Below are 20,883 nucleotides of genomic sequence, written 5' to 3' on the forward strand. Positions count from 1 at the left end.
TCCCCGCTGGACTGCGAAGCAGTCCCCCCAGATGAAATCCGGTATGTCTGAACAAATTGAATTGTCCGCATTGGGGCTGCTTCGCAGCTCAGCGGGGATAAATCCCCCCGCCACAAAGGAATGCCGCTGGTCATGACAGAGCGGTGTCCATAATTTCCCCTCCCCCCACGCCAACCACCGTCTAAGCTTCAAGCAAGTCCGATCAATCTGCGTGAATGGATCAGTCGACTATGGGCGCTTTGTGGCAAACCGATTCGAATAAACCTGTGGTCCCGACTGAACGTATGGAAGAAGCGCCTTTACCTCAAAAAAAACGCCGCGCGCGGCATGGCTGGCGGGCATTCTGGTTGTTGCTGCTGATTATCGTGGTGGTGGTCGGCCTGGCTGTGGCCAAGGAGATGCGCACGTCGCGATTCCAGGCCCGGGAGATCAGCAAATACGCCGCATCCCTGAGCTATTCGGTACAGCCAGGGCCCAGCGATGCCATCGTCTACCCGGGTGCCGGCCCATTCGACCGGCGCCTGGGCTACAGCGCGCTGGGTGAGTTCCTGCCGCGCTTGCTCAAGCGCGACTACGTGATCCAGGCCCAGGCGCGGTTCTCGCCGGCGCTGATGGGCTACGTCGAAAAAGGCCTGTTCGTTCCCTATGCGGAAAAGATCCAGGCCGGGCTGACCATCACCGATTGCCGCGCCGCACCGGTCTATCAGTTCAAGTACCCGCAGCAACTGTATGCGAACTTCGAAGCGATCCCGCCCGTGGTGGTGCAGAGCCTGTTGTTCATCGAGAACCGCTTTCTGCTCGACCCCAAGCAACCACTGGCAAACCCGGCAGTGGACTGGCCGCGTTTCGCCATGGCGGCCTGGTCGCAAGTGGCCAAGCTGTTGAGCTTGCCGGGGCAGTCCGCCGGCGGCAGCACACTGGCGACGCAACTGGAAAAATACCGGCACTCCCCCGAGGGCCTCACCGTGTCGGGCGGGGAGAAAATCCGCCAGATGATTTCCGCCAGCGTGCGGGCCTACCAGGCCGGTCCGCAAACCCTCGAGGCGCGTCAACGGATCATCCGCGACTACCTCAACAGCGTGCCGCTCTCCGCCGTGCCGGGGCATGGTGAAGTCCACGGCATGGCGGAAGGCTTGCGGGTCTGGTACGGCGCCGATTTCAAGCGGGCCAATGAACGCCTGTTCAGTACCGCCAACGACCCCAAGAGCCTGGCGGAAAAAGGCCTGGCCCTGCGGGAAATGCTGTCGTTGATGATCGCCCAGCGCCGCCCGTCCCATTACCTGTCCAAGGGCCACGATGAGCTGGCGCGCCTGACCGACAGCCACATCCGGCTGCTGGCGCAGAACGGCGTGATCGATGCGGCGCTATCCGAGGCGGCCCTGGCGAGCAAGGTCAGTTATCGCGACTGGGTCCAGGACCCGACGGTCCAGCCCAACGAAACCAACAAGGGCATCAGCGCCGCCCGCAGTCGCCTCGCCACGCTGCTCAATCGCCCGCTGTACGACCTCGATCGCCTGGACCTCTCGGCCACCAGCACCTTGCAAAGCGACTTGCAGGCCCAGGCCACCGAGTACCTCAAGCGCTTGGCCGACCCGGCCTTCGCGACCGAGATCGGCCTGATGGGCGAACGCCTGCTGACCCCCACCAGCACCACCCAGGTGCGCTACAGCTTCACCCTGCTGGAACTGACCCCCGATGGCTCGCGCGTGCGAGTGCAGACCGACAGCACCGACCAGCCTTTCGACATCAACGAAGGCAGCAAACTGGAGTTGGGTTCCACCGCCAAGTTGCGGGTGCTCACCACCTACCTGCAGATCATCGCCGAACTGCACGAACGTTATGCCCAGCAGACCCCGGCGGCGTTGAAGAAAACCGAGATCGCCGAACAGGACCGCCTCTCCCGCTGGGCCGTCGACTACCTGGTCCAGAACAGCGACCGCAGCCTGCCGAAAATGCTCGAGGCGGCGCTCGATCGCACCTATTCCGCCAGTCCTGGCGAGGCGTTCTTCACTGGCGGCGGGCTGCACACCTTCCATAACTTTCGCAACGAGGACAACGGGCGCAACCCGACCCTGCGCGACGCCCTGCGCGAATCGATCAACCTGCCCTTCATCCGCCTGATGCGCGACCTGGTGCGCTACGCCACCTATGCCGGCCCCAATAACAGCTCCGAGCTGCTCAAGGATGACAAGGACCCGCGCCGCCAGGAATACCTGGCCCAGTTCGCCGACCGCGAAGGCACTTCGTTCCTGCTCAGGTTCTGGAAGAAGTATCAGAAAAAGGACACCGGCCAACGCCTGGAAACCTTCCTCGACGGCATGCGTCCTACGGCGATCCGCCTGGCCGCCGTGCACCGCTATTTCTTTCCCAACGACAGCCAGGAGAGCTTCAACCGCTTCGTGCGTGCGCACTTGAAGTCGGCCAAGAGCGCCGAAAAACTCACCGACGAACGCCTGGAACGGCTCTACCAGAGCTACGGTCCCGGCGCCTATGACCTGCCGGACCAGGGTTTCATCGCCAAGGTCCACCCGCTGGACCTTTGGTTGATGGGCTATCTGCTGAACAACCCCGACGCCAAGTTCAGCCAGATCGTCAAGGCCAGTGAGTTCGAGCGTCAGGAGGTCTACAGCTGGCTGTTCAAGAGCCGGCACAAGAGCGCCCGGGACAGTCGCATCCGAACCATGCTGGAGATCGAAGCGTTCCTGGACATCCACCAGCGCTGGCAACAAGTCGGCTACCCGTTCGACCATCTGGTGCCGTCGCTGGCCACCGCCATCGGCAGCTCCGGCGACCGCCCCGCTGCCCTCGCGGAACTGGTGGGCACCATCCTCAACGACGGCATCCGGCAGCCGGCGCTGCGCATCGACAGCCTGGACTTTGCCGTCAATACGCCCTACGAAACGCGGTTGGTCAACAACCCGGACAACGGCAAGCGTGTGATGCCGGTGGAAGTGGCCCAGGCCCTGCGCGGCGCGCTGTCCCAGGTGGTGGATGCCGGCACCGCGAAACGCGTTGCCGGCAGTTTCAAACTGGCCGACGGGACGCCGCTGGCCATGGGCGGCAAGACCGGCACCGGCGACAACCGTATCGAAGCCGTCGGTTCCGGTGGACGGGTGATCAGTTCCAAATCGATCAACCGTACCGCCACCTTCGTGTTCTACATCGGCGACAGCCACTTCGGCACCCTCACCGCCTTCGTTCCGGGGGCTTCAGCGCAGAACTTCAAGTTCACCTCGGCCCTGCCGGTGCAAGTGCTCAAGGGCATGGCGCCGTTTCTATCGCCTTACCTGCAACCGGGGAGTCATACCCAGTGCAAGCCGTTGGTAGCACGGCAATGAGTTATAGCAACATGCGGAACATGATCGTGGGCGAGATCAGAGGGTTACACGGGGTACCGCATCGAAGATGACAGTGAAGTTCCCGGTGTACAGGCCAGGATCGCGCGGGATGGGCCAATGATTCGCATGGATTAACATCTCCACCTGGGTCCCTGGCGTGGATGTGGCGTCATCTACTACTTCTTTAGGCACCTCGTCCAACAATACGTCGTTGAACAACACACGCAGAGGTATGAGCACAGTACCATTAGACAAAACAGAGCGCCCCTCAAGGTAGGCATGAACCGAACCATCGGTATTCTTCACATCAAAGGTCTGGCGTATGGTGCTCAAGTCGTAGCTTACAGGGTTGTAATACATGTACTCATCTTTACCAAAATCCGGATTGCGTGGCTGTACATGAAACTGTTTATTAGGAATATTCGCAGTGATATGAATAGGTGCCATTGCGTTATCGGCAGCGAATACCAAAGAGGTATTCAAGGCGCCGACAGCCAGCACTGTCGCACAGAGTAACTTTTTAAGCATGTTCAATTCCTGTTGATAACATTCAAGAAAAAAATGCATGCCAGCCTAAGCCGACTGCATCTTTAGCATTTGGCCTGCCTTGCAGGCCGACGGGAGCAAGCTCCCGCCACGTGAGGCCAGTTAGGCCAACGTTTTTCGAAAGGGCTAAGACACACTTCAGCCATGCCGCCGTTGCATCTGCCACGCAGCCGAGCGGGAGCAAGCTCCCTCGCCACAGGGGCCTTAGCCCTTATGCGCGTTACAGGGCTGACGCCCGGGGGACCGCATCGTAAATCACGGTGAATTGGCCGGTGTACAAGCCCGGTTGGCGTTCGACCGGCATGCCAATGGGACGGATGACCATCTCGGCCTGGGTGCCTGGCGTGGACGAGGCATCATCCACGACTTCTTGAGGCGAGCCATTGAGGTACACGCCGTTAAAGATGACACCCAGGGGAATATCAATCCGGCCATTGTTCAGATAAGCCCCACCCTCCTGTATGTAGGCGTGGATCGAGCCGTCGGTATTCTTCACATCAAAGGTCTGGCGTATGAAACTCAAGCTGTTTTTCACAGGGTCGTAATACATGTATTCATCCCTGCCGAAATCCGGATTGCGTGGCTGCACATGGAATTGCTTGTTCGGAATGTTCGCGGTGATATGGATGGCTGTAAGTGCATCATCAGCCGCCAACGCCCATGAAGGACTCAGAACTGCAACGCCCAAGGTCATAGCGGATATCATTTTTTTTAACATGCTTGACACCTCTTTTTTGTAATAAAACGAAAGACAGATTCCGTGGCGAGGGGATTTAGCGAAACGTCGCACCGCAGCACCCCCCCAAAAAAACCAGGCAGCGCGGTGCAACAGATAAACCGCATCGCCTGTGTTACGACTGCTTCGCAGCCGAGCGGGGATAAATCCCCTCGCCACAGGAGACTCGTTGCCCTGAGGCCTTCGGGGAACCTGGCTCACGGTGCAACTGCATCGAACACCATGTGCACCGTGCCGTAGTACTCACCCGTCCCGTAGCCGTCATCGGGCTTGATCGCGGCGATTTCCAGCGGCACCTGGCGTCCGGGCCTGGCCTCGAGGGCCGACACCACCTGGGTCGAGTCCAGGGTCAGCTCGACGTTGTTGAACTTCACCTTCAAATCGATACGCTCACGGCCATTGGATAAATAAGCCTCTTCCCCCAAGCGCGCACCGATGGCGCCGTTGCTGTTCTTCACCTCGTAGGTCGCGCGCAACGGGCTGAGCTCGCTCGTGATGTTGCTGAAAGGCAAGCGTTGCTCACGCTGGACCAGCTGCGGATCGAGGGGCAGCACATAAAAATCGTTCGTCGGGATGGTCACGTGGAGTTCGAACGTTTCCCGCTCGACCGCGCCCCAGGCCAGGACCCAGGGCAACATCAGGGTGGTTAACGCGAGGGGGCGTAGCAGTGTCTTGGACATATTGATTTACCTGTGGCGTCTGCGACGGTTGGGCGACGGCAACCGTCAACCCTTGATCTCGACGGCTTTGCTCTTGCCGCCCTCGATCAGCGTGAAGCGATATTCACGCCCCGCCTCCTTGTCGAAGGAAAATGTGCGACCGGCCATGACGTGGTGCTTGGTGGTTGGCCGGCAGTCGTTTTCCTGCTTCGCGACGCAATCCTTGAACTCATCGATCACCACGACGCTATTGCCGTTGTTGCGCATCACGTAACGATTGGCGTTGTCATCGATCACCGTCTCGAAACGGGTGTTATTAGGCCGCACGAAAAACACCGTGCCGTAGCCCGCCAGGACCTTGACCCCCGCCGCCACGCGTTCCTTCTTGTAGGCTTCGCGCTCCTCGGCACTGACGGCAAATTCATCCTCGGCCTCGGGCACCACCGGCACGAAACGCACCCGGAAGTAACGTTCCTTGTCGCGGTTGCCCATGAACAGCAACCGGGTGCCCTGCATGCCGTTGGCCGGTACGATCAGCCGGGCCGGGCTGGCCATCAGGCCATCCTTGGCCGTGGCGCTGGCCTGGTCCTGCAGGGGCACTTCCTGGTAGCTGCCATCCTCGTTGTAGATAATCTCGAGGATGTTGACCTTGACGAATGCCGTGGAGGTTCCCCCGTTGAACACCCGCTTCATGTAGGTACTTTTGTCACCGTCGAGGTAGTCGTAGACCACCCCGACACCAATCTGCGGCCCGGCCTGGGCCACGCCGCAAAACAGATACAATCCAACCCATGCCAATAGATGTTTCATCACTTTTTCAACCTCATGCATTAAACACAACTCACCGAATATGGCCGGCCGGCAGGCCCACTTAAACTTCCGAATCCCAGATCACCGTGACATTGCCGCTGTAGGATTTGCCGCCACTGTCCAGCATTTCCTCGACGCCGCTGCGAGCCACCTCGAAGTGCAGGGTGCCCGCCTGACGATTGATGTAAAAACCCGGCTGAAACAGCTCGGTACCACTGCCGTCACGCAGTAGCGGGCGACGGTTGACCGGTTGCCCGGCGGCATCGGTCAAGCCATCGGGCAAGCTGACGCTGATATCCACCGGTACGGCATGGCCGGAGCCAGCTTGCGACACAGCGCAGGTATTGCCGTTGGGGTACTGGCACTCAAGCTGCATCTTGAAACGCGAGGACGTGGAAAGATGGAAGCGCTGGTCCCGAAGCAACTGCGTCGGCTTGCGCCCGCTGTTCAACCACGCTTGCCAGCCCTCCTGAGGCACCAGTTCCACCCGGTTCCCGCCCGGAGGCACTTCCACCTTGAGGGGATGATCGACCTGAAGGTTGAAATTGAGCGTGAGCGCCGAATCCTCCGGAACCATGACATCGCCCAGGTCTACATCCTGGCCCGGCCCGATGCTGTAGGTCAGCATCCCTGTGTAACGGCCGGCCGACATCTTCAGCGGGTTGGGGGTGCGCAGCTCGTAGGCAAAATCCATGTTGTAGTAACTCATCCTGGGGATCGGGTAATGGGCTGTTTTGGCACACACTCCTTCCGAAGGCGTCTTCCAGAAAAAGTCGTAGGTCACATTGGAGTAAAAGCCCAGGCCACTGTATCGACAGGGCGAGGGAGCCTCGTCCCAGGCAGCCCCGCCCCATAACATCCGATGAGCGACAGCGGCGTTAGGCTCGCCACCGACCAGGTTGCCCACGCCGTCAGGGAGTCGTTGTTGCGCACCGATACCCGACCAGCGCACTTCAACGATTTCGGTTTCGCCCGTTTCGGAGTGGGTGACCTGGATCGGGCGCCAATTGGCCGGCACCTTGAACATCGCACCTTGTCGGGGATCGCCATGATTGGCCTGGATAGGCTGGGTCAAATTGACGGCTATGGGCAACATGATGCTGAACATCCCCGAGGCCCTGCATTGCTCCGGATATCGCTGGCAATAACCAGTGGCCGGCGTGGTATTGAGAAATATATTCTCCCGGGGGTTCGAGGGGTTCGGCCTGAATACCGCGCTGATATCCCGAGTCAGGGCCTGGGCCACGGGCATGCAGACAAACAACGTTGTTGAAACCACACAGATGCCAACTGTCGGTGTTCCTTTCATGGGTACAACCTCGTATTCAAATCCGTTGAATAGATCGTTTTAGACTTCCGAGTCCCAGATCACCGTGACATTGCCGCTGTACGCCTTGGCGCCACTGTCGAGCATGTCTTCGACGTGGTTGCGGGCAACTTCAAAGTGCAGGGTTCCGGATCGGCGATCGACATAAAACCCCGGCTGGAACAGTTCGGTACCACTGCCGTCGCGCAGTAACCGGCGCCGGTTGACCGGTTGCCCGGCGGCGTCGGTCAAGCCCTCGGGCAGGCTGACGCTGATATCCACCGGCACGGCGTGGCCGGTGTCGGTTTCGGCGATCGCGCAGGTATTGCCGCTGACGTATTGGCATTCGAGCGCCATCTTGAAACGCGAAGAAGCGGAGATATGGAAGCGTTGGTCACGGAACAGCCGGGTCGGTTTGCGCCCGCTGTTGAGCCAGGATTGCCAGCCTTCCTGGGGGACAAGTTCCACGCGGTTACCGCCGGGAGGAACATCCACCTTGAGTGTATGCTCGACGTCGAGCTTGAAATTGAATGTAATAACCGAATCACTGGGAAGCATGACATCGCCCATGTCAAAGTCCTGTCTCGGACCAACCCCATAGGTCAGCGCGCCTGTGTACTGGCCGGACGACATGTTCAAAGGATTGGGGGTACGCAGCTCATAGGTGTAATCCAAGTGGCGGTACATCATGCTGGGAATAAGGTAGCGAGCCCTTTTGGCGCATATACCTTCAACCGGGGTTTTCCAGAAAAAACCGTACTTAACGGAGGTCATGGGTGAATTTCCCCCGAATTGACATGGCGATGGAGGCGTGACCCATGTTGAGCCCCACAACATGCCATGGGCTTGTCTGTCGCTGACCCCTCCGCCTACCAACTCGACCGCGGAGCGAGAAAGTTCATACATCGAACCTATGGCGGTCACGCGCATTTGAACAACTTCGGTCTCGCCGGTACTTGCATGGGTTACTTCTGTGGTGCGCCAGTCGGTGGGCACCTTGAACATCGCACCTTGCCGGACGTCTCCATGGTTCGCCTCGATCGGGCCGGCTGAACTGAAGGTGATGGGCAATCGAATACTGAACATCGTCTGCCCGCACTGCCCCGGGTAGGTTGAACAGTAGCCACTGACCGGCGTGGTATTCAGGAATTTATTATCCTGGGGTTTCGAGGGATCCGGTCTGAAGACCGCAGTGATATCCCGAGTCAAGGCATTGGCCGTCGGCATGCCCGCAAACAACAAGGCAAATACCGTGGCTACTCGATATAGAGAAACACCTCGCTTGAGGATGTTTGAACGACTCATGTTCACTCCAATAAAACTGCGACAGGTAAGCCACCCAACTGTGGGAGCGAGCCCGCTCGCGATGACGGCGACACATTCAAAATCGATACAAGCTGACCCACCGCTATCGCGAGCAGGCTCGCTCCCACAGGGGATGGCCTATACCTCGGAATCCCAGATCACCGTGACATTGCCGCTATACGCCTTGGCGCCACTGTCGAGCATCTCTTCGACCTGACTGCGCCCTACTTCGAAGTGCAGGGTCCCTGATCGACGATCGACATAAAAACTTGGCTGGAACAGTTCGGTGCCACTGCCATCACGCAGTAGCCGGCGCCGGTTGACCGGTTGCCCGGCGGCGTCGGTCAAGCCCTCGGGCAGGCTGACGCTGATATCCACCGGCACGGCGTGGCCGGTGTCGGGTTCCGCGACCGCGCAGGTATTGCCGCTGACGTATTGGCATTCGAGGGCCATCTTGAAACGTGAGGACGCCGAGATATGGAAGCGTTGGTCACGGAACAGCCGGGTCGGTTTGCGCCCGCTGTTGAGCCAGGCTTGCCAGCCTTCCTGGGGTTCCAGGTCGACTCGGTTGCCACCGGGGGGGACTTCGACTTTGAGGGTGTGCTGGACTTCGAGATTGAAATTGAGCGTGAGCGCCGAGTCGTTCGGGAGCATGATGTCGCCCATGTCGAAGTCCTGTCCCGGCCCAACGCTATAAGTAATCGACCCCGTGTAATGCCCCGTCGACATTTTCAACGGGTTGGGCGTGCGCAATTCGTAGGCAAGATTCATCTGTGAATATTTGAATCCCGGAATCAGATATTTGGTTTGCTTGGCGCACGTCACATCCTGTTCCGGGGTTATCCAGAAAAACTCAAAACCGGTAAAACCGAAGTGGACACTTACCGAAGTGGCTCTGCATGGCTGGGGGGCACGCCGCCAATTACCTCCTACCCATAGTTTTTCGTGGCCCTCGAAGATGTTCACCCCCCCCCCGACGATGTCGATCACACTCTCGGACAAGGTGTAGTCCCCCCCCCAACCAGCGATGCGCACGGAAAGCTCCTCACTTTCGCCAGTCGCCGAATTAACGACCTGCATCGTTCGCCAGCCACCCGGTATCGTGACCATGGCCCCCTGACGGATGTCTGGCTGATCGGGTTGAATGGGACCGGATGACTCAAAATTCAGCCCCCTCACCAACATACTAGATAGGCCCTCGGCGGCACATTGTGCCGGGAATGTGTGACAAAACCCCGAAACCAGCGTGGTATTGACGAATTTATTGTCCATAGGCTTCGCCGGATCGGGCCGGAATACTGCGCTGATTTCCCTGGTAGCGGCATTAGCCGTTGATAGACCAGCAAGGAGCGCGGCAAACAACACAGAAACCATGCCGCGTCCTGCCGTCGATAAACATTTCATCAATACAACCTCATGCATCAAAGCGAATCGCCGGGAAGGGCTGGCGAGCAATACATCTGTGAAAATCATTCATCTGTGGTAACCACTCATCTGTGGCCCTCCATCTCTCTGGGAACCACTCCCCTGTGGGAGCAAGGCTTGCCCGCGATGCAGGCGCCTCGGTTTCCCGGTGAACCGCGTCATCGTTCATCGCAAGCAAGCCTTGCTCCCACAGCTTCATGAGCGCTGTTTCGCACTGTCGGCCCCGGCCACCGTCGTATCGGCCAGGGTGTCCGGGGTGCAGCGCAAGTCGCCGATCATCAACACATCGCCTTCGCGCTCGACGTTGTCCGGGTCAAGGCGGAACCGGCAAAACAATTCGCTGCCGTAGCGCACTTCCAGGGTGGGCGAGCTGGCATTCATTTCCATGGAGAAGAATCCGTCCGCCTCGCTGACTCCACGACTGGCGTGGTTGATCACGTGATGGCCCCGCAGCGGCTCGCCCTGTTCGTCCACCAGGCGCCCGAGCACGGTCACGGTTTTCATCACCTGGATCTTGCGATAGTCCACACCACCTTTATTCAGGTGATAGCGGGTACGTGAGGGCTCGATATTCGCCGCCGGCGGATGCACGCCGTCGAAGTCGAAAGTCACCATGCTGTTCTTGTAAGCGGTGATGGGGATGAAGTTGCGGCCCGGGCGCAATGTCGTGCTGCCACCGGTCAAGTCGTCGGCACGCAAGGCGACATCGTCCAGGTCGGTTTCCACGTCGACGATCATCCCCGCGCCGCGCCCTTGGGGCACCCCGGTGAAGGCGGTTTTCTGGCCGCCCACGGCTACGGTGCTGCTCAGGTTCAAGCCGCCGGTAAGGTTGTCGTTATAGGACGAGCGCTGGACGAAGCCGTCGCCGTACAGCGAGTCAGTCATGAAACTGGCGATGCCGGACAGACCCACGCCATAGGTGTCGGCCAACGCCGTGGCGGAGACACTTTGCAATACGTGGTCCTGCAGGTCCCGGCGATAGGTTACCGAGGCATTGTTGTCCCGATCCCCGTCCCGTGATGTGCGGGTGCCAATGCTGCCCGACCAGTACTCGCCCGGCCCGCCCAACGCGACACTGACGCTCAGGTCGATGCCACGATTGCGCCGCTCGGCGGTACTCGACGTACCGGGGCGGTCAAACACCGACACCCGCCAGTTGGCATCGCTGCCACGCAGCTTGCCGCGCTGGGTCCAGCCCAGGTCCAGGCCGGTGCCCTGGACATTGCCTTCGCTGTAGGCCAACCGTCCATTGATGGAGGTCTTGTTACTCAAGCGATGGTTGACCGACAACGAGGAGTTGCTGGTCTGGCCGACGAACACGTTGCGCTGGCGGATGCGAGTGCCGTCCGCCAGGGTTTCATAGGTGTTGCGGGTGTCCAGCCAGCTGCGGTTGTGGCTCGCCACGATGCTGCCCTGGCCGTAGCTGTACAGGCCTTGCACGTCCATGCCGGTGCCGTACTGCTGGGTCTGATAGACGTTGGCGTACAGGCTGGTGTTGCTGCCCAGCGTCCAGTCCACCGAGGTGCCCACTTGCAGTTTGTCCTGCACCTGGCGTGTGGAGGCACCGAGGATCACCCGGGGATGCAGCAGGTAATTGAGGCCCACGCCTGCCGTGGTGAAACCCGAGGGCTGGTCTTCCCAGTTGCTCCAGAGCCTGGTTTCGCGCCCGGCGAACAGGTTGTAGCGCCAGCGATCCTCGGAATTGCTCCAATTATTGGGCTTGTAGACCAGCTCCTGGCTGGTGGCGGTGGTTTGCCCGTCCTCGACCAGGCGCACTTCCACTTCATAGATGCCGCCGGGCAAGGGCCGGGTGTCCAGGCTCTGCAGGCCGGCGCTGACCGCCTGGGTATTGATCAACAGGCCATTGCGATAGATCTCCACCGAAGCCTGGCGGCTAGCGGTGACATAAATCGGGTAGACGCTGGGTTTGGGATTCTCCACTACCAGACTGTCGGAGCTGCCGTACATCACGCCGAGTGCGGTGTCCGGGTTGGCACCGAACGAGCGGATCTGACGGTTCAAGCCATCGGAACTGGGGGTGAAATAACCCAGGCGGAAAAAACTCCCTTCCATCTCCCGTTGGGTGTAAAGCTCATGGACGGCGTGGTACAGCTTGTCGTCCGGGCCGCCAAGTCGCGAAAGCTGAAGGTCCAGTGACTGGCTCCAGTTGCCCAGGCTGGAACTGGCGTTGAGGCCATAACGCCCGCCCGTGTCCTGCTCCTGGCCGCCATTGATATTCAGTTGGTTGTTGAAGATCAGGCCGAAGCTGCCGCCTTCCGGCTGATCGTGGTAACGCTTGATCTCGTTGGCTCGCTCCACGTCCCTGGTCAGGATCGATACCAATGAGTTTTCCAGACTGTAGTGCACAGCCAACAGCCCGGAGGGGCAACTGCCTTCACAGGCACCCAGCTTTTGTCCTTGCTTGAGATGCTGTTCCCATTGCTCGCGCTCGACAGCTTTTATCGGGCTGTCCTGGGTGTCGTTGAATTCGAGCAGGGTAATACGATCATCCCGGGTCAAGACCACCATGGCTTCACCGAGATACTGTTGATTGAGTTCGACACGAACCGCCAGAGGCACATCGAAAAAATGCGATTCAAACTCGGCCGGCAGCCCCTTGGCCTGGGCTAGCAGACTTCTGGGTGTGGTACCGGGGGCAGTCGGCGCAGCCAATGCACTCGCGCACAAAAATAGCGCGAGGGCACCCGCGATGGGTGTCATCGGAAACATCAACGGATTCTCATAATCAGCGAACGATCAGGGCGTTTCAGGTGCGGGCCGCCCGGCGGGGGAGCGCCGGACGGCCTGCGGCAATACCCGTTAAACGAGGTGAAACTCAGCGGGCATCGATCGGCATCACGGGCGTGGCACGGCGTCGAAGATCACGGTCATGTCAGCGGTGTACAGGCCGTTCTGGGTATCCAGGGGCTTGGCCGCGACGATGGTCATGTCAGCCTGGGTACCTGGAGTGGAGGTTGCATCATCGACCACTTCCTGAGGGGTGGCGGTCAGGGTGACGCCGTTGAACTTGGTGGTCAGGGCAATAGCATCACGACCGTTGTACAACGCTGCCGGGCCACCCTCGATGTAGGCATGGACCGAACCGTTGGTGTTCTTCACGTCGAAGGTCTGGCGCAGGGAAGTCAAGGTGCCAGCGACGAGGTTGTAGTTCATGACCTCGTCTTTACCGAAGTTCGGATCACGTGGCAGCACATGGAACTGCACGGTCGGGATGTTCGCAGTGATGTGGATCGAGGAGCGAGCATCGTCGACGGCGAACGCCGCCGAAGAACCCAGGGCAGCAGCAACCAGAGCAGTACCGGATACGAATTGTTTGAGCATGTTGTTAACACCTGTTCTTGGCATAAATAGAGAAGGGTCGGAGTTGCTGCCCAACAACAACTTAGGCTGCCTCTCCAACGCCGGGCATGATCTGCTCTATTCAACTAAAAAAAAGCAGGCAATTTCCCACAAGCGTGTAGTAAAACCGGCCAACGAATGCGCGAAAAAGTCCCGTTTTTTTATAAAAAACAAGTTTGGATGTCAGAAACAACCCACATACCCAGCGCCGCCGCAGCCTCGCAAAATGTCAAGAAAAACCGGCTGCAAATTCCCATCATCCGCCTGAATGCCGCATTCAGGTAAGGTCTTGTTTCATTACAAGTAACCGCTGACAAGTTAGATATATCTTAATTACAAAGCAAGCCCAAAACCGAAGATATATCTCATTACAAAAGTTATATCTCAGACCTATCTTATGCAGAACGGAGAACAGCATATGGCAGTCACTTATTCCCATCCCAAACGCGAACAAGAGCTCGACGGCTTTGAACGTCAGCCACCGAGCCGTGAACGTAACAGTCGAGGCCCCCGCGTCTTCGCCGCCGGTGATCTGAAGTTGCTGTCATTGGCACTGATTGCCGAACAGCCCTGCCACGGCTATGACCTGATCCGCCGGATCGAGAACATGTTCGACGGCGCCTATAGCCCCAGCCCCGGCGTGATCTACCCGACCCTGTCGTTCCTGGAAACGAGCGCACTGGTCAGCTGCGGCATCGAAGATGGAAAAAAAAGCTACAGCGTGACCGAGGCCGGACGTCTATCACTTGAGGAACAGGCCGAGGCGCTGGACGAGGTGCGTACGCGCATTGAAACCAGCAAGCGCACCTTGCGCGGCCTTGATCGGCCCCCGGAAATCCACCAAGCGGTGTATAACCTGCGGCATGCGCTGCAAAAGCATCCGGGCCACTGGAGCCCGGAAGAAATCCAGCGGGTGCGCGACCTGCTCAACGACACCGCCCAAGCCATTATCGACGGCCCTGACCGTCCACCTGTCTCGGAGTCAAGCCAATGACCGAAGTCGATCCAAACACCATTCACCGCGTCACCCACGAGATCAAACGCCGTCGCTTGCAAGTGTTGCGGGTACAGGACCTGACCCCACGCATGCGCCGCATCACCGTCGGCGGGCCGGAACTGGCCGGGTTCGTCAGCCTGGGCACGGACGATCATGTGAAGTTGCTGTTCCCGCAGAACGCCGAGGAACACGCCGCCCTGGAAAACTTCAACCCCGGCGCCGGCAAGGCCCAGGGCCCGATGCCCGAGATGCGCGACTACACCCCGCGCCGCTACGACCTGGACACCCTGGAGCTGGATATCGATTTCGTGCTCCATGGCGACGGCCCTGCCGCGACCTGGGCGGCCCAGGCGGCGCCCGGGCAATACCTCAATATCGCCGGACCACGGGGCTCGATGATCGTGCCGGACATCTTCGACAGCTACCTGCTGATCGGCGACGAAACCGCCCTGCCCGCCATCGCTCGCCGCCTCGAAGGCCTGGCACCCAACCGGCGCGCCCTGGTCGTCGTGGAAGTGGAAAACGGCGCCGAACAGCAGATCCTCCAGAGCCCGGCGCAAGTGCATGTGATCTGGGTACTGCGCGAAGGTCGCCGGGACAGCCTGCTGACCACCGTGCAGCAATTGGAAATGCCCAGCGGCAAGCTGTACGCCTGGGTCGCCACCGAGAGCAAGGTGTCGCGGCAGATTCGCAAGGTGTTGCTGGAAGAGAAGGGGCTAGATCAGGATTTCGTGAAGGCGGTGGGGTATTGGAAGGCCGATGGCAGTGAGGAAGATTGAGGGACTGGTAGCGGCTGAAGTACCCTCTATCCACTGACTGAACACACCCACTGTGGCGAGGGGATTTATCCCCGCTGGGCTGCGAAGCAGCCCCCAAAACAGTCACCTCAATCTGTCTGATCCAGCGAGTTGTCTGGTTTTTAGGGCTGCTTCGCAGCCCAGCGGGGATAAATCCCCTCGCCACAGATGAGTTCCCTTTACCACAGATAAATCCCTTTACTACAGGTAAATTCCCCTACCACAGGGGCAATCGCTGTCCTTTAATGTCTTGATCAAACCTCTCACCCGGTACCCCGCCCCATGCTTTTCCTGATTGCCTACATCGCCAGCGTCGTGCTGATCAACTTCGCGTTCTCCGCCGCGCCGCACCTGGACATCATCTGGTCGGCCTGGGGTGGGCTGGTGTTTATCCTGCGGGACATGGTGCAGACCCGTTTCGGCCATGGCGCCATCGTGGCGATGCTGGCGGCGCTGGTGTTGTCCTATGTCACCTCGGACCCGACCATCGCCCTGGCCAGCGCCACCGCGTTTGCCGTGTCCGAGTGCATCGACTGGCTGGTGTTCACCATTACCAAGCGTCCGCTGCATGATCGACTGTGGATCAGTTCGGCCCTGAGCATTCCCCTGGACACCTTTGTCTTCTTCGGCCTGATCGACGCCCTGACACCGCCCGTGGTGATCACCGCCCTGGCCTCGAAATTCGCCGGGGTCACGGTGGTCTGGCTGATCATGGCCTGGCGTTTACGCAAGCAAACCGTCGCCGGCTGAAGCCAAACCCCGCGGTTCATGTAAAATGCCGCGCTTTCTCCCATGGGAAGCTCGCCCGGCGCGCAACCCGCGATGATCCGCTCCTGTTTGAGGACCTTCAGATGACCCGTATCGGAACCCCATTGTCGCCCACCGCGACCCGCGTTTTGTTGTGTGGCAGCGGTGAGCTGGGCAAGGAAGTGGTAATCGAACTGCAGCGCCTGGGCGTCGAGGTGATTGCCGTGGATCGCTACGCCAACGCGCCGGCCATGCAAGTGGCCCACCGCAGCCATGTGATCAACATGCTCGACGGCGCCGCCCTGCGTGCGGTGATCGAGGCCGAGAAGCCGCATTTCATCGTGCCGGAAATCGAAGCCATCGCCACCGCCACCCTGGTGGAACTGGAAGCCGAAGGCTTCACCGTGATCCCCACCGCCCGCGCTGCACAGTTGACCATGAACCGCGAAGGCATCCGGCGCCTGGCCGCCGAAGAGCTGGGCCTGCCGACCTCGCCATACTTCTTCGCCGACACGGTGGAAGACTACCGCAAGGCCGTGGAAACCCTGGGTTTCCCTTGCGTGGTCAAGCCGGTGATGAGCTCCTCGGGCAAGGGGCAAAGCCTGCTGCGCAGCGCCGATGACGTTCAGAAAGCCTGGGACTACGCCCAGGAAGGCGGCCGTGCCGGCAAGGGTCGGGTGATCATCGAAGGTTTCATCGATTTCGACTACGAAATCACCTTGCTCACCGTACGTCACGTGGGTGGCACGACCTTCTGCGCACCGGTCGGCCACCGTCAGGAAAAAGGCGACTATCAGGAGTCCTGGCAGCCGCAAGCCATGAGCCCGGTGGCCCTGGCCGAATCCGAGCGTGTGGCCAAGGCAGTGACCGAGGCCCTGGGTGGTCGTGGCCTGTTTGGCGTCGAGCTGTTCATCAAGGGTGACCAGGTGTGGTTCAGCGAAGTCTCGCCGCGCCCTCACGACACCGGGCTGGTGACGCTGATTTCCCAGGACCTGTCGCAGTTCGCCCTGCACGCCCGCGCCATTCTCGGCCTGCCGATCCCGCTGATCCGCCAGTTCGGCCCATCGGCCTCGGCAGTGATCCTGGTGGAAGGTCAGTCGACCCAGACCGCTTTCGCCAACCTCGGCGCCGCCCTGAGCGAACCGGACACCGCCCTGCGCCTGTTCGGCAAACCTGAAGTCAACGGCCAGCGCCGCCTGGGCGTGGCCCTGGCCCGGGATGAATCCATCGAAGCCGCCCGCGCCAAGGCGACCCGGGCTTCCCAGGCGGTGAAGATCGAGTTGTAAAACCTGAGGTGGACAATCCCCTGTGGCAAAGGGATGTATCTGTGGCGAGGGGATTTATCCCCGCTGGGCTGCGCAGCAGCCCCCAAAACAGCCACCTCAAACCATCTGATCCACCGAGTTGTCAGGTTTTAGGGCTGCTTCGCAGCCCAACGGGGATAAATCCCCTCGCCACAAAAGCTTGTTGTGCTCACAAAAGCTTGCTGTGCTCACGAGTTGTAAAAACTGGGATGGACAATCCCCTGTGGTGAGAGGGTTTAACTGTGGCGAGGGGATTTATCCCCGCTGGGCTGCGCAGCAGCCCCAAAACAGCCACCTCAAACCATTTGATCCACCGAGTTGTCAGGTTTTAGGGCTGCTTCGCAGCCCAACGGGGATAAATCCCCTCGCCACAAAAGCTTGTTGTGCCCACAAAAGCTTGCTGTGCTCACGAGTTGTAAAAACTGGGGTGGACAATCCCCTGTGGCAAAGGGATGTATCTGTGGCGAGGGGATTTATCCCCGCTGGGCTGCGCAGCAGCCCCCAAAACAGCCACCTCAAACCATCTGATCCGCCGAGTTGTCAGGTTTTAGGGCTGCTTCGCAGCCCAACGGGGATAAATCCCCTCGCCACAAAAGCTTGTTGTGCTCACAAAAGCTTGCTGTGCTCACGAGTTGTAAAAACTGGGGTGGACAATCCCCTGTGGCAAAGGGATGTATCTGTGGCGAGGGGATTTATCCCCGCTGGGCTGCGCAGCAGCCCCCAAAACAACCACCTCAAACCATCTGATCCACCGAGTTGTCAGGTTTTAGGGCTGCTTCGCAGCCCAACGGGGATAAATCCCCTCGCCACAAAAGCTTGTTGTGCTCACAAAAGCTTGCTGTGCTCACAAAAGCTTGTTGTGTTCACAAAGGCTTGTTGCCTTCACAAAAGCCAGTGTGAAATCGAAGTATTAAAAAAGGCGACACTCGCAAGGGTGTCGCCTTTTTCATGAGCGCCGGTTGTGCTTAATCCGGCAGCTTGTACGCGATCACATAGTCACCCTGCTTGGTACCCAGGGAACCATGACCACCCGCAACGACCAGCACGTACTGCTTGCCGTCCTTGCCGGTGTAGGTCATCGGCGTGGTCTGGGCGCCAGCGGGCAGGCGGCCTTCCCACAGTTGCTTGCCGTTTTTCACGTCATAGGCACGCAGGTACTGGTCGAGGGTGCCACTGAGGAACGCCAGGCCACTGGCCGTGGTGAAGGTGCCGCCCAGGCTCGGTACACCCATGCTCAGCGGGATCGGCACCGGCGAGCTATCACGCACGGTGCCGTTCTTGTGCTTCCACAGGGTCTTGTTGTTGGTCAGGTCCACTGCCGCGACATAACCCCAGGCCGGTGCCTGGCAAGGCAGGCCCATGGGCGACAGCAGCGCTTCGAGGATCACGCCATACGGTGCGCCCTTGTTCGGCTGCACGCCTTCGGTTTCGCTCTTGCGCCCCGGGCCGCCAGCCACTTCGGCCGCTGGCACCAGTTTCGACTTGAACGCCATGTAGCTCGGGTTGACGAAGGCGATCTGCCGCACTGGGTCAACCGAGAGGCCGCCCCAGTCGAACACGCCGAAGTTGCCCGGGTAGACGATCGAGCCTTGCAGCGACGGTGGAGTGAACATGCCGTCATAACGCAGCGACTTGAAGTCGATCCGGCACAGCATCTGGTCGAACGGGGTCACGCCCCACATGTCCCGCTCCTTGAGGACCGGCGGCACGAAGTTCAGGTCGGACATCGGCTGGGTCGGCGAAGTGTGATCGCCTTCCACCGCGCCTTGCGGCACCGGGATTTCCTTGATCGGGATGATCGGCTGGCCGTTGCTGCGGTCGAGCACGTAGATGCTGCCTTGCTTGGTGGAAGCCAATACAGCCGGCTTCACGCCGTCGGCGGTCTTCATGTCCATCAGGGTCGGTTGACCGCCGACGTCCATGTCCCACAGGTCGTGGTGGGTGAACTGGAAGTACCAGCGCACCTTGCCGGTGGCGATGTCCAGGGCGGTCAGGCCGGCGGAATATTTTTCCGATTCCGGCGTGCGGTTACCACCGAACTGGTCGGGGGTCTGGTTGCCCATCGGCAGGTAGAGCATGCCGAGTTTTTCATCGACGCTGAACATGGACCACATGTTCGGCGAGTTGCGGGTGTAGGTCTTGCCTTCGGCAATCGGCGTGGTGTCGTCCGGGTTGCCGCTGTCCCAGTTCCACACCAGCTTGCCGGTGTGTACGTCGTAGGCACGGATCACACCGCTTGGCTCGTCGGTGGAAACGTTATCGGTGACGTGGCCGCCGATCACCACCAGGTTCTGGGTCACCGCCGGTGGCGAGGTGGAGTAGTAACCGCCAGCGGTGAAACCACCGATGTTGGCGGTCAGGTCGACCTGGCCTTTGTCGCCGAAGTCTTCGCACATCTTGCCGGTGTCGGCGTTCAGGGCGATCAGGCGGGTGTCGGCGGTCGGCAGGAAGATCCGTCGTGGGCATGAGGTGCTGGCCGGCGTGGTGCTGGCGGTGCCGGTGGGGCTCTGTTCGGCCGAGGCGTAGACGGCGTCATCGTGATAGGTCACGCCACGGCAGGTCATGTGGGCCCAACCCTTGAAGTTCTGCGCTTTTTGCGTGGAAAGCTTCGGATCGAAACGCCAGATTTCCTTGCCGGTTTCCGGCTCCAGGGCGATCACCTGGCTGTGGGGCGTGCACACGTAGAGCATGCCGTTGACCTTCAGCGGGGTGTTTTCCGCGGTGGTCTCACCCGGGTCGTTCGGCCCTGGCAGGTCGCCGGTGCGATAGGTCCAGGCCGGCACCAGTTTGCTGACGTTCTCGGGGGTGATCTGCGCCAGCGGCGAATAACGGTCGCCATGAGCGCTGCGGCCGTAGGAGTTCCAATCGCCATCGGGCATGGCCGGCGCGGTGTTGGTCATGCCCGGCACGCTGTCGCGGTCCAGTTGACCCTTGATCTCGCCCGGGTTGGTGAACTGGCTGGCCAGTGCGGCGATACCGGCGATGACCACGGCGGCGCCCAATGCCCGGGTTCCCGTGGCCGGTGCATCGACGCTCAACAACGGGCGGCGGAACCACGGCAGCAACATGACGATGCCCAAGGCAAACAACATCGCCAGGCGCGGCACCAGTTGCCACCAATCCAGGCCCACTTCCCACAACGCCCACACGGTGCTGGCGAACAGCACCAGCGCGTACAGGCCCAGGGCCGCGCGACGGGCCATGATCAGCAATATGCCGGTCAGCCCCAGGCCGATACCGGCCAGCAGGTAATACCACGAGCCGCCAAGCGTGCTCAGCTTGACTCCCCCGGCCAACAGGGCCAGGCCCATCAATAGAAGCAGAATGCCGAGCAGGCTCGGTAGCAGACGGCTTCGACTCAAAGCACCCTCAGTGCTCATAGTGTGATTCTCCGTGATGTTTTAAGGAGTCCCGCGCAAGTAGTCACTGTAGATGACGATCTGATACGGGCTTGGTTCAGTTGAAAAAGGTATTCGGTTTGTGCGATTCCTCTGTGGGAGCGAGCCTGCTCGCGATTGCGTTTGCACATCCAGCCGCGATGTCGACTGCCAGG

15 protein-coding genes are annotated in these 20,883 nt (G+C 60.0%); 5 read left to right on the forward strand and 10 right to left on the reverse strand.

The genetic code is table 11. From position 1 onward, the window contains the following. The first annotated feature begins 230 nt into the window (after window positions 1-230). Entirely contained in the window at window positions 231-3,338 is a 3,108-nt protein-coding gene (locus AC30D9_RS20230) for a transglycosylase domain-containing protein (RefSeq protein ID WP_490144718.1), read from the forward strand. A gap of 36 nt (window positions 3,339-3,374) precedes the next feature. Here AC30D9_RS20230 and AC30D9_RS20235 read toward each other — a convergent pair whose 3' ends face one another. The 9 genes from AC30D9_RS20235 to AC30D9_RS20275 all read right to left on the reverse strand — a co-directional run bounded on the left by AC30D9_RS20235 (window position 3,375) and on the right by AC30D9_RS20275 (window position 13,467). Beyond that, complete coding sequence (locus AC30D9_RS20235; protein WP_490144719.1) at window positions 3,375-3,866, reverse strand: CS1 type fimbrial major subunit; 492 nt, start codon at window positions 3,864-3,866, stop codon at window positions 3,375-3,377. 238 nt (window positions 3,867-4,104) lie between these two features. Beyond that, a complete protein-coding gene (locus AC30D9_RS20240) occupies window positions 4,105-4,602 on the reverse strand; it encodes a CS1 type fimbrial major subunit (RefSeq protein WP_490144720.1) in 498 nt (165 codons plus the stop codon). A 215-nt stretch (window positions 4,603-4,817) separates the two neighbouring features. Then, window positions 4,818-5,300, reverse strand: coding sequence for a CS1 type fimbrial major subunit (locus AC30D9_RS20245; RefSeq protein WP_490144721.1), 483 nt, complete (start codon window positions 5,298-5,300; stop codon window positions 4,818-4,820). 45 nt (window positions 5,301-5,345) lie between these two features. Beyond that, on the reverse strand, window positions 5,346-6,089 hold the full coding sequence (locus tag AC30D9_RS20250; RefSeq protein ID WP_307574321.1) for a molecular chaperone: 744 nt from the start codon (window positions 6,087-6,089) through the stop codon (window positions 5,346-5,348). Between the two features lie 61 nt (window positions 6,090-6,150). After that, window positions 6,151-7,398: a hypothetical protein gene (locus AC30D9_RS20255; protein WP_490144722.1), complete on the reverse strand. Its 1,248-nt coding sequence runs from the start codon at window positions 7,396-7,398 to the stop codon at window positions 6,151-6,153. A 39-nt stretch (window positions 7,399-7,437) separates the two neighbouring features. Beyond that, complete coding sequence (locus AC30D9_RS20260) at window positions 7,438-8,700, reverse strand: hypothetical protein (RefSeq protein ID WP_490144723.1); 1,263 nt, start codon at window positions 8,698-8,700, stop codon at window positions 7,438-7,440. Window positions 8,701-8,838: 138 nt separating this feature from the next. Beyond that, the gene (locus AC30D9_RS20265) at window positions 8,839-10,104 is read right to left on the reverse strand and encodes a hypothetical protein (RefSeq protein ID WP_307574705.1); all 1,266 of its coding nucleotides are present in this window, start codon (window positions 10,102-10,104) and stop codon (window positions 8,839-8,841) included. A gap of 216 nt (window positions 10,105-10,320) precedes the next feature. Beyond that, window positions 10,321-12,855 carry a CS1-pili formation C-terminal domain-containing protein gene (locus AC30D9_RS20270; RefSeq protein ID WP_490144724.1) on the reverse strand — a complete coding sequence of 845 codons (2,535 nt, stop codon included), beginning with the start codon at window positions 12,853-12,855 and terminating at the stop codon, window positions 10,321-10,323. Window positions 12,856-12,981: 126 nt separating this feature from the next. Then, the gene (locus tag AC30D9_RS20275) at window positions 12,982-13,467 is read right to left on the reverse strand and encodes a CS1 type fimbrial major subunit (protein WP_256453693.1); all 486 of its coding nucleotides are present in this window, start codon (window positions 13,465-13,467) and stop codon (window positions 12,982-12,984) included. Window positions 13,468-13,903: 436 nt separating this feature from the next. Here AC30D9_RS20275 and AC30D9_RS20280 point away from each other — a divergent pair, with 436 nt between their 5' ends. From AC30D9_RS20280 to purT, 4 genes are all read left to right on the forward strand, one after another. Further along, window positions 13,904-14,479 (forward strand): PadR family transcriptional regulator, encoded by a 576-nt coding sequence (locus AC30D9_RS20280; protein WP_134925637.1) that lies wholly within the window; start codon window positions 13,904-13,906, stop codon window positions 14,477-14,479. Continuing rightward, window positions 14,476-15,261 (forward strand): siderophore-interacting protein, encoded by a 786-nt coding sequence (locus AC30D9_RS20285; RefSeq protein ID WP_490144725.1) that lies wholly within the window; start codon window positions 14,476-14,478, stop codon window positions 15,259-15,261. Before AC30D9_RS20280 ends, AC30D9_RS20285 begins: the two co-directional genes overlap by 4 nt. Window positions 15,262-15,561: 300 nt before the next feature. After that, window positions 15,562-16,029, forward strand: a complete 468-nt coding sequence (locus tag AC30D9_RS20290; protein WP_490144726.1) for a preQ0 transporter — start codon at window positions 15,562-15,564, stop codon at window positions 16,027-16,029. Window positions 16,030-16,130: 101 nt separating this feature from the next. Further along, window positions 16,131-17,312, forward strand: a complete 1,182-nt coding sequence (purT, locus tag AC30D9_RS20295) for a formate-dependent phosphoribosylglycinamide formyltransferase (protein ID WP_063324546.1) — start codon at window positions 16,131-16,133, stop codon at window positions 17,310-17,312. 983 nt (window positions 17,313-18,295) lie between these two features. Here purT and AC30D9_RS20300 read toward each other — a convergent pair. Then, a complete protein-coding gene (locus AC30D9_RS20300; RefSeq protein WP_490144727.1) occupies window positions 18,296-20,710 on the reverse strand; it encodes a glucose/quinate/shikimate family membrane-bound PQQ-dependent dehydrogenase in 2,415 nt (804 codons plus the stop codon). Between the last annotated feature and the right edge of the window lie 173 nt (window positions 20,711-20,883).

It is taken from the genome of Pseudomonas sp. DF11 (genome assembly GCF_058148565.1).